This is a genomic window from Martinezella rhizogenes (assembly GCF_007002745.1).
Lineage (GTDB): Bacteria > Pseudomonadota > Alphaproteobacteria > Rhizobiales > Rhizobiaceae > Agrobacterium > Agrobacterium cucumeris.
In genome coordinates this window covers 88,280-103,305 of record NZ_SGNY01000006.1, presented here as the reverse complement: position 1 = coordinate 103,305, position 15,026 = coordinate 88,280, and the positions used below count along the sequence as shown (strand labels likewise).

Annotated in this window: 14 protein-coding genes; 2 read left to right on the top strand and 12 right to left on the bottom strand. The window is 61.9% G+C overall.

The features are described from left to right. Positions 1–139: 139 nt before the first annotated feature. Together EXN68_RS17975 and cobA are read right to left on the bottom strand one after the other, a co-directional pair. On the bottom strand, positions 140–1,456 hold the full coding sequence (locus EXN68_RS17975) for a cobyrinic acid a,c-diamide synthase CobB (RefSeq protein ID WP_142842168.1): 1,317 nt from the start codon (positions 1,454–1,456) through the stop codon (positions 140–142). Beyond that, the gene (gene cobA, locus EXN68_RS17970) at positions 1,453–2,241 is read right to left on the bottom strand and encodes a uroporphyrinogen-III C-methyltransferase (protein ID WP_142842167.1); all 789 of its coding nucleotides are present in this window, start codon (positions 2,239–2,241) and stop codon (positions 1,453–1,455) included. The genes EXN68_RS17975 and cobA overlap by 4 nt, the downstream gene beginning before the upstream one ends. A 58-nt stretch (positions 2,242–2,299) precedes the next feature. Between cobA and EXN68_RS17965 the strand changes: the two genes are divergently transcribed. After that, entirely contained in the window at positions 2,300–3,430 is a 1,131-nt protein-coding gene (locus EXN68_RS17965) for a cobalt-precorrin-5B (C(1))-methyltransferase (protein ID WP_161991378.1), read from the top strand. Here the strand turns inward: EXN68_RS17965 and cobM are convergent. The 3 genes from cobM to cbiE are packed head-to-tail and all read right to left on the bottom strand — an operon-like array spanning position 3,385 to position 5,845. After that, on the bottom strand, positions 3,385–4,158 hold the full coding sequence (cobM, locus tag EXN68_RS17960; protein ID WP_142842166.1) for a precorrin-4 C(11)-methyltransferase: 774 nt from the start codon (positions 4,156–4,158) through the stop codon (positions 3,385–3,387). The genes EXN68_RS17965 and cobM overlap by 46 nt on opposite strands. Beyond that, a complete protein-coding gene (locus EXN68_RS17955) occupies positions 4,155–4,574 on the bottom strand; it encodes a cobalamin biosynthesis protein (protein ID WP_161991396.1) in 420 nt (139 codons plus the stop codon). The genes cobM and EXN68_RS17955 overlap by 4 nt, the downstream gene beginning before the upstream one ends. Further along, positions 4,568–5,845 carry a precorrin-6y C5,15-methyltransferase (decarboxylating) subunit CbiE gene (gene cbiE, locus EXN68_RS17950; protein ID WP_142842164.1) on the bottom strand — a complete coding sequence of 426 codons (1,278 nt, stop codon included), beginning with the start codon at positions 5,843–5,845 and terminating at the stop codon, positions 4,568–4,570. The genes EXN68_RS17955 and cbiE overlap by 7 nt, the downstream gene beginning before the upstream one ends. Here cbiE and EXN68_RS17945 point away from each other — a divergent pair. Continuing rightward, positions 5,844–6,626, top strand: coding sequence for a cobalt-precorrin-6A reductase (locus EXN68_RS17945; RefSeq protein ID WP_142842163.1), 783 nt, complete (start codon positions 5,844–5,846; stop codon positions 6,624–6,626). The two genes, cbiE and EXN68_RS17945, sit on opposite strands and share 2 nt — an antisense overlap. On the opposite strand, the gene EXN68_RS17940 is transcribed toward EXN68_RS17945, so the two are convergent. From EXN68_RS17940 to EXN68_RS17910, 7 genes are read right to left on the bottom strand one after another with little or no spacing between them, the layout of a single operon-like run. After that, the gene (locus EXN68_RS17940) at positions 6,593–7,354 is read right to left on the bottom strand and encodes a precorrin-3B C(17)-methyltransferase (RefSeq protein ID WP_142842162.1); all 762 of its coding nucleotides are present in this window, start codon (positions 7,352–7,354) and stop codon (positions 6,593–6,595) included. The two genes, EXN68_RS17945 and EXN68_RS17940, sit on opposite strands and share 34 nt — an antisense overlap. Then, on the bottom strand, positions 7,351–8,118 hold the full coding sequence (locus EXN68_RS17935) for a precorrin-2 C(20)-methyltransferase (RefSeq protein WP_142842161.1): 768 nt from the start codon (positions 8,116–8,118) through the stop codon (positions 7,351–7,353). The genes EXN68_RS17940 and EXN68_RS17935 overlap by 4 nt, the downstream gene beginning before the upstream one ends. Further along, positions 8,115–8,747: a precorrin-8X methylmutase gene (locus EXN68_RS17930; protein ID WP_142842160.1), complete on the bottom strand. Its 633-nt coding sequence runs from the start codon at positions 8,745–8,747 to the stop codon at positions 8,115–8,117. The genes EXN68_RS17935 and EXN68_RS17930 overlap by 4 nt, the downstream gene beginning before the upstream one ends. Next, complete coding sequence (gene cobG, locus EXN68_RS17925; RefSeq protein ID WP_142842372.1) at positions 8,744–10,102, bottom strand: precorrin-3B synthase; 1,359 nt, start codon at positions 10,100–10,102, stop codon at positions 8,744–8,746. Before cobG ends, EXN68_RS17930 begins: the two co-directional genes overlap by 4 nt. After that, a complete protein-coding gene (gene cobN / locus EXN68_RS17920) occupies positions 10,102–13,452 on the bottom strand; it encodes a cobaltochelatase subunit CobN (RefSeq protein ID WP_142842159.1) in 3,351 nt (1,116 codons plus the stop codon). The genes cobG and cobN overlap by 1 nt, the downstream gene beginning before the upstream one ends. 31 nt (positions 13,453–13,483) lie before the next feature. Beyond that, positions 13,484–14,521 carry a cobalamin biosynthesis protein CobW gene (cobW, locus tag EXN68_RS17915; protein ID WP_065114404.1) on the bottom strand — a complete coding sequence of 346 codons (1,038 nt, stop codon included), beginning with the start codon at positions 14,519–14,521 and terminating at the stop codon, positions 13,484–13,486. Further along, positions 14,518–14,943: a DUF1636 family protein gene (locus EXN68_RS17910; RefSeq protein ID WP_142842158.1), complete on the bottom strand. Its 426-nt coding sequence runs from the start codon at positions 14,941–14,943 to the stop codon at positions 14,518–14,520. Before EXN68_RS17910 ends, cobW begins: the two co-directional genes overlap by 4 nt. Positions 14,944–15,026 lie beyond the last annotated feature (83 nt).

Here is a 15,026-nt window from a genome sequence, read left to right as displayed (position 1 = left end):
ATGTATCGCAGGCGCTATTTCCGCTTCCTCATGTTCCCTGAGGCGATCTATAGCACTTTCCAGTGGCCAGAGCCTACAAACTTTCGCAGCTTGCTCCACTTTGCCGCACATCCCATGGAAAGGTTATGACGCAGGCCGATCAGCCGCTTCTGGCAATGGCGTGGAAAAAGGTGCCCGAAACGAGACCTCTTCTGCCACCCGATGGCCCGAGCGGACGACCCTGCCCGTCGGCGATCTTGGCAAAAGGCTCATCATGGCCGGGATCGATGACCCGCGCATAATGAAACTCATGGCCGCGCAGAACATCGCCTGCGGCGCCGAGCGGACCACTTGCCGCAATCGTTGCCTGGCGATAACCGAGATTCATCTTGCGCGTCGCAAAGCTGGTGGCATGTGACAGAAGCCCGGTCATGGCATGGGTCACCCCATCAGCATCTTCCAGCGCCTCGCCGAGCACCATGTAACCGCCGCACTCGCCATGAACAGGCCTTGTCGCGGCAAAACGGGCAATACATGCTTTGAAGCCGGTAGCATCGGCAAGTTTTCCGGCAAAAAGTTCGGGATATCCGCCCGGAAGCCAGCAGACATCGCAGCTCTCGTCAGGCCCCTCATCAGCCAGCGGCGAAAACGGCACGATCTCGGCCCCGGCCGCATGCCAATGCTTCCTGAGATGCGGATAAAGGAAGGTGAAAGCCGCATCCTCCGCCAGCGCGATGCGCTGGCCGGGCGGTGCAATCGCTGCGTCCACCGAACCGGAAGGAACATTCACCGGCGCGGCAAGTGAAAGCAAGGCGTCGAGATCGATGGATTTTTCCATCGCATCCGCCAGCCGTTCTATATGCGCATCGATTTCCGGGTGTTCGCTGGCCTGCACCAGCCCCAGATGCCGCTCAGGCAGGATGAGCGACGGATCGCGCAGGACACAGCCGGCAACGGGCAGGCCGATTTTTTCGATGGCTTCCGTGCACAGTGTCCGGTGTCTTTCACTGCCGGCCCGGTTCAGCACAACTGCCGCCATGGTGACATCAGGATCGTAATGGGCGAAACCATGGGCGACAGCAGCCGCCGTCTGCGACTGGCCCGACACATCCAACACCAGCAGCACGGGAATGCCGAATAGCCGCGCCAGATCCGCCGCCGAACCGGTGCGGTTTTCCGCCACTGGGATACCGTCGAACAGGCCCATGGCGCTTTCGATCAGAACGAGTTCCGCATCCTCGGTCTGCTGCGAAAACAGATACCGCAGCAAATCCGGCTGCATGGCCCAGCTATCCAGATTGAGACCAGGCGTGCCGGTGGCGAAGGTGTGGAAACCGGGGTCGATATAATCCGGCCCCGTCTTGATGCCCCGCACCTTGATGCCCCGCCGGGCAAATGCCCTGAGAAGACCGATGGTGACGCTGGTCTTGCCCGACCCCGAACGGGGTGCACCGATGATGATCGCCCGCGCCGTCATGATCCTGAAACTCCAAGCCGTTCCCGCATCGAAACGATCTCTCCGATGACGATAAGAGCCGGGGCTTCGAAGTTTTCCCGCTTTGCATCGTCAGCTATGCTTTCCAGCTTGCCGATGAATATTCGCTCCTGCTCAGTCGTCGCCGACATGATGACCGCAACCGGCGTGGCGCCTGAACGGCCGCCCTGCATCAGAAGTGCAGCAATCGAGCCTATATTCTTCAGCCCCATGTAAACAACGATGGGTTCCTGTGTTTTCGCCAGCGCCAGCCAGTCAAGATCTTCTTCGGTGCCCGCCGCATGGCCGGTGGCAAGGGTCACGGCGCGGCTGATGCCGCGCATGGTGGCCGGAATACGCGCAGCAGCAAGAGCCGCAAGCGAAGAGGTCATGCCTGGCAATATGCGGAATGGAATGCCGGCGCGGACAAGCGCCTCCGCCTCTTCGCCGCCACGCCCGAAGATGAAGGGATCGCCGCCCTTCAGCCGCAGCACCTTTTTGCCTCGGGCGGCGAAATCGATCAGCGACGCGGTAATGTCGTCCTGCATCGCCGAGGGCTTGCCGCCGCGCTTGCCGGCGAAAACGATTTCAGCCTGAGGTCCAAGAGCGACGACATCATCGCTGACCAGCGCATCACGTACAATGACGTCGGCTTGCGAAAGCGCCAGCGCCACTTCCAGCGTCAGATACCGCACATCGCCCGGCCCTGCGCCCGCGAGCCAGACATGACCGGCCTCAAAGACCGGACCTTTTGCGGCAATGCTGTTTAAAATCTGCGGTATCGACATTCTTTTTGGCTGCTTTTTAACGATGACGGAAAAAGCCGTCCCGGCTATAGGAATTCATATGGAAACGGATGGAAAGACCCTTCGCCGCGGCTGGACCACGGGCACCTGCGCGGCAGCCGCCACGAAGGCGGCCTGCGCCGCCCTTCTGACTGGCGAATTTCCTTACCCTGTCGAGGTCGAACTTCCAAGCGGCGCAAGGCCGGCATTTTCCCTCGCGACAGAGGAAAAAGGTGAAAACTTCGCCCGCGCTGGCGTCGTCAAGGATGCCGGAGACGATCCCGACGTCACCCATGGCGCCCTGATTGAAAGCACGGTCAGACGGGGAGAACCCGGAAGCGGCATCACCTTCAAGGCCGGCAAGGGCGTCGGCACCGTTACCCGGCCGGGCCTGCCGCTGCCGCCGGGAGAACCCGCCATCAATCCGGTGCCACGCAAGATGATCGAAGCCGCCATTCGCGAAGTGGCGGGAACGGATGCCGATTTCGAAATCGAAATTTCCGTTCGTGACGGAGAAAGACTGGCGGAAAAAACCCTGAATGGCAGGCTCGGCATTCTCGGCGGCATTTCCATTCTCGGCACCACCGGCGTCGTCATTCCCTTTTCCTGCTCGGCCTGGATTCACTCCATCTGGCGTGGCATCGATGTGGCGCGGGCAACCGGCTGCACCCACGTGCTCGGCGCGACCGGAAACACTTCCGAAAAGGCCGGGCAGGCGCTGTATGGCCTGCCTGAAACGGCGCTGATCGACATGGGCGATTTTATCGGCGGCATGCTGAAATATCTGCGCAGCCACCCGGTCGAGCGGGTGACGATTGCCGGCGGCGTCGCCAAGATGACCAAGCTCGCCCAGGGCATGCTCGACGTGCATTCCAAGAAAGGCCTTGCCGACCTTGAAGCACTGGCGGCTTTGGCCACGGAGGCGGGAGGGGATGACAATCTCGCCATTGCCATCCGTCAGGCCAATATGGTCGCGCACGCCTTTCAACTGGCCGAAGGCGCGGGGATAGACCTCGGGGCGATCGTTGCGGAAAAAGCCTGGGTAACCGCGGCGGCGGCGCTGAACACGCCCGCCATCGCGCTCGATATCGTGGTTTTCGATCGTCAGGGCGCGCTCAAGGGGCGCACCGCTTCCACACCGTCGCATCAGCCCGCCGCATCTTCTTTCGGAGAACGGAACCGGCGGACATAGTCGGTACTATAAAGCGCGCTCTCGCGAAAATCCGTCGAGGCAAGCCCGCGCCCGACAAAGATCAGCGCCGTGCGCTCCACCGGCTCGGCTGCAAGCCTGCCCTCAATATCGAACAGCGTGCCGCGAATGACCCGCTCATCCGGCCAGGAGGCGCGCACCACGATGGCAACGGGGCAATCGGACCCGTAAAGCGGCGTCAGCTCCTCCACCACCTTGCCGATGGCATGGATGGCGAGGTGGATGGCGAGTGTCGTGCCCGTTGCGCCGAAAGCCTTCAGCGTCTCACCGTCAGGCATCTTCGATGCACGGCCGGAAATGCGGGTCAGCACAAGGCTCTGCGCCACTTCCGGCACCGTCAGCTCCCGCTGCAGGGTGGCGGCGGCGGCAGCGAAGGAGGGCACGCCGGGCGTGACGGTATAATCGAGTCCCAGCCGTTCCAGCCGACGGATCTGCTCACCCATGGCGCTCCAGACGGAAAGATCACCGGAATGCAGCCGCGCCACATCCTTGCCTGCCTCTGCCGCGGCAACAAATTCCGCCTCGATTTCATCAAGCGAAAGTGCAGCCGTATCGACGATGCGGGCATCCGGCGGGCAATAATCGATCAAGGCCTTCGGAACCAGCGAACCGGCATAAAGACACACGGGGCAGGCAGCGATCAGATCGCGCCCACGCACCGTGATGAGATCTGCGGCACCCGGACCGGCGCCGATGAAATGAACCGTCATTCTTCTTCTCCGTATTCAATAGCGCAGTCGTTACCACGTGGCGCGTTGCCCGTCGTTGCGATAGCCACAGTTACATCACCGACGATGAGGCGGGGCGCAACCAGCCGTGCACCTGCTCCAGCTGCGGCAAGCGCCGAGGCTTCGCTGACGCTGGGCGTTCCGGCGTGATCGAGACTGGCCTGTGAAAATGTCATCGTCTCGGCGGCAACTGCCTCGAGCCGTTCCTGCGTTACGATTTCAAGCGACAGCGAGAGGGCTTTCGCCGCTTCCGCGAGGCCAGCTTCCCCGGCCTTGAGCCGAGCAGTCGCCAAAGAGTCAACCTTCACGCCAGAGGTCCGCTCGGCGGCGCGTATGGCCGTGATGATCGCGTCCGAAGGAATACCCTTGCGGCAGCCTATACCAGCCACGGTCACCATGGCTTGACCCAGCTCCATTGCGTCACCGGCATGGCCGGACGCCAGCCGGACATGGAACCGACAGCCGTTACGCGAGAAACCTCCAGCCGGATCATCGAACCACCAAACCGCGCATTCGCATCCAGCAAGACTGCTTCCATTTCCAGCGTCACCGCATTGGCGACCAGCCGACCGCCGGGTTTCAGCGCCTCCATGGCAGCCTCGAACACACCTGCTTCACTGCCGCCACCACCAACAAAAATGGCATCCGGCGTGGGCAAGCCTTCAAAAGCTGCCGGGGCCATACCGATCATGACTTCCAGCCCCGGAACACCAAAAGCATCAGCATTGCGGGCGATTCGTTCCGCCCTTTCCGGATGTTGCTCTATGGCGATGGCGCGCAGCGAAGGATGCGACAGCATCCATTCGATGCCGATCGAGCCGGAGCCCGCGCCAATGTCCCACAGCAATTCTCCACGCCGGGGCGCCAGCGAGGAGAGCGTCACCGCCCGGATTTCACGTTTGGTGATCTGCCCGTCATGTTCGAACAGGCTGTCATCGAGCCCTCGCGTGAACGGCAGGACACGCGCATCCTCATCCGCCACGACATCAATCGCCACCACATTCAGTGGGTCGATATCTTCAAAAGTAAAATCAGCCGCGCGGGCTTGCCGCCGCCTTTCACGCGTTCCGCCCAATGCCTCGAGCAGAATGAATTCCGACCGACCAAAACCGGACTCGGCCAGCAACCCCGCAATCAAAGCCGGGTCACGCTTATCCGAGGTCAGCGCGATGATCCGCGCGCCAGGCTGCAGATGCGGCCGCAAAAGATCGATGGAGCGCCCGTGCAGCGAAACGCATTCGGCCGATTGCAGAGCCCAGCCAAGCCGTGCCGCAGCCAGAGAAAAGGCGGAAGGTGAGGGATGGCAGACTGTCTCCCCGGAAGGAATCCGTCGAAGAAGCGTAACGCCGACACCGTAATAGAACGGATCGCCGGAGGCGAGCACACACACCCGGCGGCCACGCAATGCGAGAACACCGCTCATCTCCACATCGAACGGCACCGGCCACGGGCGCGCCTCGCCCTGAATGGCCGCAACCGCCAATTCCAGATGACGTTTGCCACCAAAAACCACCTCGGCCGCTTCGATCGCCCGGAGTGCATTTTTGCCGAGCCCATCAAGTCCGTCTTCGCCTATGCCGACGATGGAAAGCCACGGCTCTTTTTTCTTTTCTGCGGCAGCGCTCTTTTCAGTAGAAGAGCTGGCCGTTCCGGAATATTCAGACGTCATGACACGCTCCATACTCATCCTTGGCGGTACGGCGGATGCCCGCATTCTGGCCGGCAGGCTGGCAGAGGACTCCGGCTACCGAATTCTGCTGTCCATGGCGGGCCGCACGCTCTCGCCGGTCGAACAACCGGTACCAATGCGCAGCGGCGGTTTTGGCGGCGCGGCGAGGCTGGCGGATTTCATCCGCTCCGAGGGCTTCGATATTCTGGTTGATGCCACCCATCCCTATGCGGCGAGAATTTCCGTCAACGCGGTTGAAGCGGCAAGGCTGGCCGACATTCCTCTCGTCGCGCTTTCGCGCCCCGCCTGGCAGCAGCAGCCGGGTGACAGGTGGCAGAGCGTCGACACCGTCGAACAGGCCGTTAACGTGCTCGGAGATGAAAGCAGGCGTGTATTTCTGGCTCTCGGCCGCCAGGAGCTTCTTCCCTTCGAAGCCGCACCCCGGCACAATTATCTCATCCGCAGCGTCGACCCCGTGGAGCCGCCGCTGAACGTACCGGATGCGCGCTACATCACCGCGCGCGGCCCCTTTGCACTGGATGACGAAATCCGTATGCTGGAGGACAACTGCATCGAGACGGTGGTTTCCAAGAATTCCGGTGGCAGCGCCAGTTACGGCAAGATCGAAGCGGCGAGACGGCTTGGCCTGCCGGTCATCATGATCGAGCGGCCGCAACCTCTCGGTGACGCGCCCCTGAAGGGCGCGACGGTGCCGGACATAGCGTCTGCGCTCACCGCCATCCGCCATCAGCTCTCCCTTTTCGAAAACCGCGGCGAATAAACGATAGGTTCCTTGCCGGAACGCTCGATCAGACGAGTTTCCACCGAACCGACGATGATACACGTGGCCATATCAGCCATATCACTCGCTGCTTCCGACAGGGGCACGACCCGAATGCGCTCATCCGCCCGACCTGCGGCGCGACCGAAGATCACCGGCACCGATCCGGGCAGATGCACGCGCAAAAGATCAAAAGCGGTGCCGAGCTGGTGCGGCCGCGCCTTGCTAACGGGGTTGTAGAAAGCCATCACGAATCCGGCTTCCGCCGCCGCGATCAGCCGCTTTTCAATGATGCCCCACGGCTTGAGATTGTCAGACAGCGAAATGGCGCAGAAATCATGGCCCAGCGGCGCGCCGGCCTTTGCGGCAACCGCCAGCATGGCGGTCACACCCGGTACGACGGAAAAATCGATCTCGCGCCATTCGGACGGGCCATTCTCAATCGCCTCGCAAATGGCCGCCGCCATGGCGAAAACGCCGGGATCGCCGCCGGAAACCACGCAGACCTTGCCACCTTCGGCCGCAAGCCGCAGCGCCTGTTCGGCGCGGGAAATTTCCTCACGGTTATCGGAGGCATGGCGGCGCTGGTGGGGACCAAGCGACAGGCGGTCGAGATAAGGAATATAACCGAAGAAATCTTCAGAAACCTCGACGGCAGCCAGCGCTTCCGGCGTTACCTGCGCTGCACTGCCGGGGCCGAGGCCGACGACGACGAGCCTGCCGGTCATGGCTTTTCACCTGTCGAGGGTCTGGTTTTCCAGCCGGGAACCAGAACCAGCGAAAAATAGGGGGCGGGCGATGCGTCACGCTCGATAAGCGGCACCGCATGGCTGTTTGCCATGGTGCCGCGCTCCACATAAAGCGCCTCGCTGAGCTTGCCGGCCTTTTCCAGCGCCCGGCGGATTTTCGGCAGGTTGCGCCCGACTTTCATGATCACGGCTCCATCCGTGCCGGAAAGGCGTTCCGCGAGAATATCTTCCGCCAGCGTTCCGGGAAGCACGCTCAATATGTCGTCGCCCTGCACCAGCGGCAGCCCGGCCATGGACCAGCAGCCGGACATGGCGGTGATACCCGCAACAACCTCTGCATCATAGGACGGCGAAAGCCGCAGATGAAGGTGCATGTAGGAGCCGTAAAACAGCGGATCGCCTTCCGAAAGCACGGCCACATTGCGCCCGGCCTCGAGATGGGCGGCGATGTCTTTCGCCGACTGATCAAAGAATGCGGCGATCGCGCCGCGATAATCCTCGCCGTTCTTGTCGCTTTCGACGGTCACCGGATAGACCAGCGGCATTTCGAGCGTGCCGGGGCGGATAAAGGCTTCGACAATGCCGCGACCATTGCCGCTGCCGCCCTTTTTGCAGAAAAAGGCAAGCACATCGGCATTTTCAATCGCGCGCACCGCTTTCAGCGTCAGAAGCTCGGGATCGCCGGGCCCAGTACCGACACCGATCAGTTTACCCTTGGCATGTTCAAAAAGAGCCGCACTCACAGGCCTGCCCTCGCAACCGCATTGATGGCAGCGGCCGTCATGGCCGAACCGCCCATGCGCCCCTTGACGACGGCATAGGGAATGCCAAGCGCGCTTGCCTCCAGCGCATCCTTCGATTCCGCCGCGCCGACAAAGCCAACGGGCATGCCAATGATGGCGGCCGGACGCGGCGCACCCTTTTCCAGCATCTCGAGAAGATAAAACAGCGCCGTCGGCGCATTGCCGATGGCCACCAGAGCGCCCTCCAGATGATCCGCCCAGAGATCGAGTGCGGCGGCAGAACGCGTATTGCCGATCTTTTTCGCAAGCTCCGGTGTGCGTGGATCACGCAACGTGCAGATGACGGCATTGTTAGCCGGAAGCCGGGCGTGGGTCACACCATGGGCAACCATTTGCGCATCGCAGAGGATGGGTTTTCCCGCCAGCAACGCACCCCGCGCAGCGGCAACGAAGTCGGGCGAGAAACGGAAATGGCTGGCCGCTTCCACCTGCCCGCAGGCGTGGATCATGCGAATGGCGATATCCGCCTGCTCTTCGGTGAAGGCGGATAAATCCGCTTCTTCACGGATAATGGCGAAGGAGCGCTCATAGATCGCATTGCCATCGCGAATATAGTCATAGTCGGTCATCGGTCATCCTGTCGAAGCGCCGCACCAATCACTTGCCCGCCAAGACGGGCGAGCAGGGTGGCGGCGTTTTCACCGGGCTTATGTTCTTTTTCGTAAAGACGGGCAAGCCGCGAAAGCGCCGTCCTCTGCTGTGCGAAAGGTAAAATCCCGTCAGGCGGCTCGCCGGCGCGGCCGGAAAAGGAAAAGGCAAGACCATCGGCCGTGCCGCAAAAGGCCAGAAGCGACGGGGCAGGGTGCGCACAACCTTTGCCACAGCCGGAAATATGCAGCGTGAAAGAGCCGTCGAGCAACGAGGCACATTCCCGGGAGGCAAAAGCGGCCAGTTCATGGGTGGGAAGAAAAGCCGATGCACAGCCCGGCGCGCCGGGACAGACGGCAATGGAAGATCGCGCATCGCCGGCCTCGGTAACGAAACCACTTGTCCCTGCAGCCTCAAGCAGCGCATCGCAGGCGGATTTCGATCCAAAAAATAGCATGCTATGGTTTGGTGATGGCCGCAAGGCCTTGATGCCGAGCATATCTGCCTCCTGGCAGAGACGCGATAAATCAGAGCCTCGAACCTGTCCGAAGGCAGGCGCGGCACCGGCGGCAAAAAAACCCATGCCCGCCGCCATCAATCCCAGCGGCAAAGAAGGAGCCCGGACGGCCCCGCTCTTTATCACCCGATCCAGCAGTCGATCACCACAAACCGATTTGATGATCGAAGCGTCCAGATCGCGGCCGCGGGCGAGCGGCCCCTTGCCGGCGAGATAAAGGAGAAGCGACAGAACCACATCCGCGGCCGAGTCCGTCTCGACCAATCCCGCATTCAGCGCCTTGCTTTCCGGCCCGCCGACAAGCAATTGCCAGAAAGTCTGGCTGCCCAGCCGGATTGCTTTCAGGCGAATATCTGCGAGTAATTCCCCCATGGAGAGATATCCGCCGCCATCGATGAGGATGGAAATCTTGGCGGCGAGCTTTTCATGAAGAGCGAGCCGGTCGGCATCTTTCCGAATCTGGTCGGCAAGAAAACGTCCATCGGCGATTTCCGCATCATCCCGGCCGGCAAGAGGCGAAGTCTCGACCGCCAGCCCTTCGCGCAGCGGCAGGCCAAGCACCAGCACATCCTTTTCCAAGGCGCATGCGCTTTCCGGGGTCAGGCCACGGAACTGGAGACTGCCGCGTGCGGTGATGTCGAGCAGCCCATTCCCGTGCCGCTCGGCGAGATCACAAAGCACCACCATCGCACGGGGCGATATATCCGCCTCGAAAGCTACTCGCGACAGAAAACCATCGCCGGTCCGCATGGGTGCCGAGAGCGCCGGGCAAAGACCGCGGCGACCGAATGGCTGAACGGGATCGGCAGCAGCAGCCATCATGCGCCCACCCTTTCGGAACGGGGCATGATCAGCATTTCAAGCTCCGCATCCACCGCATTTCGCCGGCTGTGCCACAGGCCGCGACGGCGAGCGGACAGGAAACGTTCGGCCATCACCTGTGCTGCCTTCGGATTTTCCCGCAGGATGAAATCGCGCACCTCCTCGTTGCCGAAATAGGCGTCATAAAGCGCCTCGATCAGCGAGGAGGAAACCACATGGGTGGTTTCGGCAAAGCCAACGAGCCTGTCCACCGTTTCGGCAAATTCCGCCGCTCCGCGTGGGCCATGCCGCATCTGGCCGGCAATGAAGCGCGGGTTGACGGCGCGTGCGCGCACCACCCGCGTCAGCGCCTGCGTCATCGACCTTGCACGCGGGCGTGCCGGATCGGTCGTATCCAGCGCCACAATATCCGCCACACCACCCAACGCTGCCTTCGCAGCAGAAAAGCCGCCGATGAAGGCCACATCGGAAGAACCATCCAGAAGATCACGGCCGGGGTCGTCGCCGGTATGGACAAGGAGATCGGCCCGACGCACCAGCTCCACGAAACCGGCATCTTCAAAAATCTCCAGCCCGTCAGCACCGCCGAAAGCATGGCTTGCTGCATCGAGATAGGCCTGCCCCAGTTCCTCGCGTTCGTCCCATTTTCCGCTAGCGAGTTTTTCTTCGATACCCGCGCCATAGGTGCCAGGCGCGGAGCCGAAGATGCGCGCCGGAATATGCCCGAGCGCGGCCGCCTCTTCCGCCAGCGGATTGTCGCCCGGCGCTTCATCCCGCCGCGCCACGGCCTTGGCAGCCGCATCAAGCAGCGCGATCAGTGCCGGGAACATGTCGCGAAACAGGCCGGAAATGCGAAAGGTGACATCGACCCGCGGTCGCCCGAAGCTCGCCGGCGGCAGAACCTCGATGCCGGTAACGCGGCCGGTCGCCGGGTCATGGATCGGCCTTGCACCCATCAGATGCAGCGCCTGCGCCACATCCTCACCGCCATTGCGGAGACTCGCACTGCCCCAGAGATCAAAAACCAGATGTTTCGGCCAGTCGCCATGGCTTTGCAGATGATGGCGCAGCACCTCCTCACCCGCCATGCGGCCGAGCTCGAAGGCCGTGGGCGTCGGCATGGTGCGCGGATCGGCTGCATAGAGATTACGGCCGGTGGGCAGCACGTCGAGCCTTCCGCGCGCGGGTGCGCCGGAAGGGCCGGGGGGAATGTGACAACCGTCGAGCGCGGCAAGCAGCGCGGCTTTTTCCGCCTTCGCGCTTTCAAGCCTCAATGGATCGGCCTCGCCTTCCGGGTGCCGGCCGAAAATATGCTGGCCATCCTTGATGGCGAAATCCTTGAGGTCGCAGAGAAAGGCGTCGATGCGCGACAAAGCCGCATCGGCATCGTCCTTCGCACCCACGCCTGCTTCTGCCGCAAGCCCGGTTTCCAGCGCCTTTTCAACGATCAGTTTCGCCAGCCGATCGCGGCGGCGGCGATCCAGCCCATCAGCCTGCGCATATTCGTCAACCAGTTGTTCCAGCGCCGATTGTTCCGGCGAGAGCCCGGCATTGACCAGCACCGGCGGAACATGGCCGATGGTCACAGCCGCAATCCGCCGTTTTGCCACCGCCGCCTCGCCGGGATTGGAGACGATAAAGGGATAGACCACCGGCAGCGGACCGGTGACGATTTCCGGGAAGCAATCGCGCGAAAGCGCCACCGTCTTGCCCGGCAGCCATTCCAGCGTGCCATGCGCGCCGACATGCACGATGGCGTGTGCAGCCGCTACCCGCTGCATCCATGTGCCGAAGGCGACAAGCGCGTGACGCGGCGGCAGGGCAGGATCGTGGTAATCCACCCGCCGATCCTCATTGCGACCCCGATCCGGCGCAAGCGCCACGAACACATTGCCAAAGCGGGCAACGCGAAAGCGGAATGCGCCATCGACAAGCACATCATCACTTTCCGCAGTTCCCCATGTTGCATTCAGGGCAGTTGCGGCAGCGGCCGGCAGTGCGGTCAGGAAATCGCGATAGTCGGAAAGATCGACCGTCGCTTCCGGCTGTTCAACGCAGTCGAGCAGCGCCCGCGCCGTGTCTGGAATATCCGACACCGCATATCCTGCATCGGAAAGATCACGCAGCATTTCAAGCACGCTTTGCGGCACATCCAGACCGACGGCATAACCCGTGCGCCCCGGTGCCGCACCCGGATAATCCGGCATCAGAATGACGATACGACGATCCTGCGGCGGCGCCTGTTTCAATCGCAGAAACGCCCCGATGCGGTTCGCCACCTGTTCGATACGATCCGCTTCCGGCACATTCAGGAGGCTGGCACCGCCATCCGCCCGCGCCTGCTTGAACGAAATCGCACCGGCGAGAATCCGGCCATCCAGTTCCGGCAGAACCACGTGCATGGCAAGATCGGAGGGGTTGAGGCCACGCGCATTTTCCGCCCAGCCGTCACGCCAGGTGGTCGCCATCACCACCTGAAAAACAGGGACACCGAGGCGGTCGAACAGCGTCCGTCCGTCCTCATCCGTCTGGCTGGCAAAAGCGGTGGCAGCAATGATGGCGGCAGGCTGCAGGTCAGGCAACACGCTTTCGAGAAAACGGATCGCCTCCCCGTCCTTCAGACCGCTGACGAAAATCGGCAATGGCACAAAACCGCGCCCGGAAAGCGCATGGAAGAGCGCATCCACGGGTGCTGCATCAGCCGCCAGCAACATCGAGCGGTAAAAGAGAATGGGCAGTATGGCTGCATCGGCTGGAAAACCGGCAATGGCTTCCGCTTGACTGACGACACCCTGCCCCGGCCGGTAAAATCCGGTCTTCGGCAGAGGCTCGGCCTCAATATCCGGCCACGCGCCATCCTTTGCCAGAGCCGCAAGACCAGTTGCAAGGCTACCCATATTCGCCCTTCCCCCTTCACGGAAAAAGGAAAGGGCAGAGGCCAGTATCTGCCTGTCCACGGTCGAGGCCGCTTCGAGCTTTTCGTCCCTGTCGCTGCATTCGCCCGGCAAAAGCAGAAGCTTGATGCCGCGTCGGCGGGCCATAATCGCAAGCTGATCCACGCCATAGCGCCAGCGCTCCGCCCCGCCAAGAATCCGGATAAGGATAACACGGGCATGCTCCGCCGTCTTTTCGATCCACAGATCGACCGACATGGGGTGCCTAAGCTCGGAGAGGTTGGCGACGGAGAGCGACGGGAGCGCATCTCCAGCCTGCCGCCACGCCCTTTCCAGCCCGGCAAGATCGCTTGCCGAAAAAGACAGCATCACCACATCCGAACGGGGCTGGTTGAGATCAACCGGCTCGATCAGATCGTCCAGGGACGAGGATGTGGTGGCGAGAATATGCATCTAAGGCATTCCCAGTAAAAGTCCGTAGCGGTCAGGCTGCCAGCATCTGCTCGATCTTTTCGCGGTTGATGCCCTTTTCACCAATGATAACGAGCCGGCTGCGGCGTTCTTCACCCGCCGCCCATGGGCGATCATAATAGTGATTGACGCGGCTGCCGACAGCCTGCACCTGCAGGCGCATCGGCTTTGCGGAAACTTCGATGAAACCTTTGATGCGCAGGACATTTTCCGCAGCCGCCGTCTCGGCGATGCGGGCTGCCAGCGCCTCCGGGTCACTCACGGCCGGCAGGTCGATGACGAAGCTGTCGAAATCGTCGTGTTCATGGTCGAACGCGCCATCGTGATGGGTACGGCGGTTTTCGATATCCTCTTCCACCGCAAGGCCAAGGCCGATCAGCACGGCGGGATCAATGGCGCCATTCGACGCGACGACAATCTTCGCCGCCCTCGGCAGATGTTCGAGCACATGAGCCTTCGCCTTCTCGAGACCGGCATCATCGAGAAGATCAGCCTTGGTCAGCACGATGAGATCGGCGCAGGCGACCTGATCCTCGAAAACTTCCTCTACCGGATCATCGTGATCGAGCGCCTCGTCATTGGCCCGCTGGGCGGCAAGTGCTTCCATGTCGTGGGCAACCTGTCCCTCGGCAAGGGCTGCGCCATCCACCACGGCCACCACGGCATCCACTGTCACGCGGCTCTTGATCGCCGGCCACTGGAAGGCCTGCACCAGCGGCTTCGGCAGTGCGAGGCCGGACGTTTCGATGAGGATATGCTCCACCTTCGGCTGGCGGCTGAGGATTTGTTCGATAGCGGGCTGGAAATCATCCGCCACCGTGCAGCAGATGCAGCCATTGGCCAGTTCAACGATGTTTTCTTCCGGGCAGCTTTCAATGCCGCAGCCCTTGAGAATTTCGCCATCGATGCCGATATCGCCGAATTCATTGACGATGATGGCAAGCCGCTTGCCATCCAGCTTTTCGAGAAGGCCGCGCAGCAGCGTGGTTTTTCCGGCCCCCAGAAAGCCGGTGACGATGGTGCAGGGAACGCGGTCCAGAAGGGTGCTCATGATCTCTCCTCGGTAAAATTGAATGGGGGAATGCGCGCCACCATGCCGCGCTTCAATGGTTCGGGGCGGCCGCGCCAGGGCATCAGGCCGTCTGCGGAGGCGGCCAGCATATGCGCGCCTGTCAGCAGGTCTTCCGCGTCATTGGGCGTCAGCCCGCCAAACACATAGGACCAGCCGTCGGCGCCACGAAGCACGGCGCTGAGGCTGCGCTTGCAATTGGCAAGGCAACTGACGGAGCGAACAACGACACCGGATGCTTCCGCCTTCGCGATGACGGCTTCGGCGAGACGCAAACCGGCGCGTGGTTCGGCATTGGGATCGGCTTCATCGCGACAGCTTCGGCAAACGAAGACCACCACACCGGAGGCCGTGTCAGCCTGCGTGTTTCCGCCTGCACATGAAGATGTCGCTGAAATATCCAAACCGTTTCGCTTCCCGCGCCTTTAAAAAAATCGTCGGGGTGCTGACATCGAAAACGGCATGCGCAGATGCGCAAACCCAATAT

What these genes read in the sequence shown, in the direction of transcription:
- EXN68_RS17975 (WP_142842168.1), bottom strand. Translation starts at nt 1,456, where the DNA reads ATGACGGCGCGGGCGATCATCATCGGTGCACCCCGTTCGGGGTCGGGC.
- cobA (WP_142842167.1), bottom strand. Translation starts at nt 2,241, where the DNA reads ATGTCGATACCGCAGATTTTAAACAGCATTGCCGCAAAAGGTCCGGTC.
- EXN68_RS17965 (WP_161991378.1), top strand. Translation starts at nt 2,300, where the DNA reads ATGGAAACGGATGGAAAGACCCTTCGCCGCGGCTGGACCACGGGCACC.
- cobM (WP_142842166.1), bottom strand. Translation starts at nt 4,158, where the DNA reads ATGACGGTTCATTTCATCGGCGCCGGTCCGGGTGCCGCAGATCTCATC.
- EXN68_RS17955 (WP_161991396.1), bottom strand. Translation starts at nt 4,574, where the DNA reads ATGGTGACCGTGGCTGGTATAGGCTGCCGCAAGGGTATTCCTTCGGAC.
- EXN68_RS17945 (WP_142842163.1), top strand. Translation starts at nt 5,844, where the DNA reads ATGACACGCTCCATACTCATCCTTGGCGGTACGGCGGATGCCCGCATT.
- cbiE (WP_142842164.1), bottom strand. Translation starts at nt 5,845, where the DNA reads ATGACGTCTGAATATTCCGGAACGGCCAGCTCTTCTACTGAAAAGAGC.
- EXN68_RS17940 (WP_142842162.1), bottom strand. Translation starts at nt 7,354, where the DNA reads ATGACCGGCAGGCTCGTCGTCGTCGGCCTCGGCCCCGGCAGTGCAGCG.
- EXN68_RS17930 (WP_142842160.1), bottom strand. Translation starts at nt 8,747, where the DNA reads ATGACCGACTATGACTATATTCGCGATGGCAATGCGATCTATGAGCGC.
- cobG (WP_142842372.1), bottom strand. Translation starts at nt 10,102, where the DNA reads ATGGCTGCTGCTGCCGATCCCGTTCAGCCATTCGGTCGCCGCGGTCTT.
- cobN (WP_142842159.1), bottom strand. Translation starts at nt 13,452, where the DNA reads ATGCATATTCTCGCCACCACATCCTCGTCCCTGGACGATCTGATCGAG.
- cobW (WP_065114404.1), bottom strand. Translation starts at nt 14,521, where the DNA reads ATGAGCACCCTTCTGGACCGCGTTCCCTGCACCATCGTCACCGGCTTT.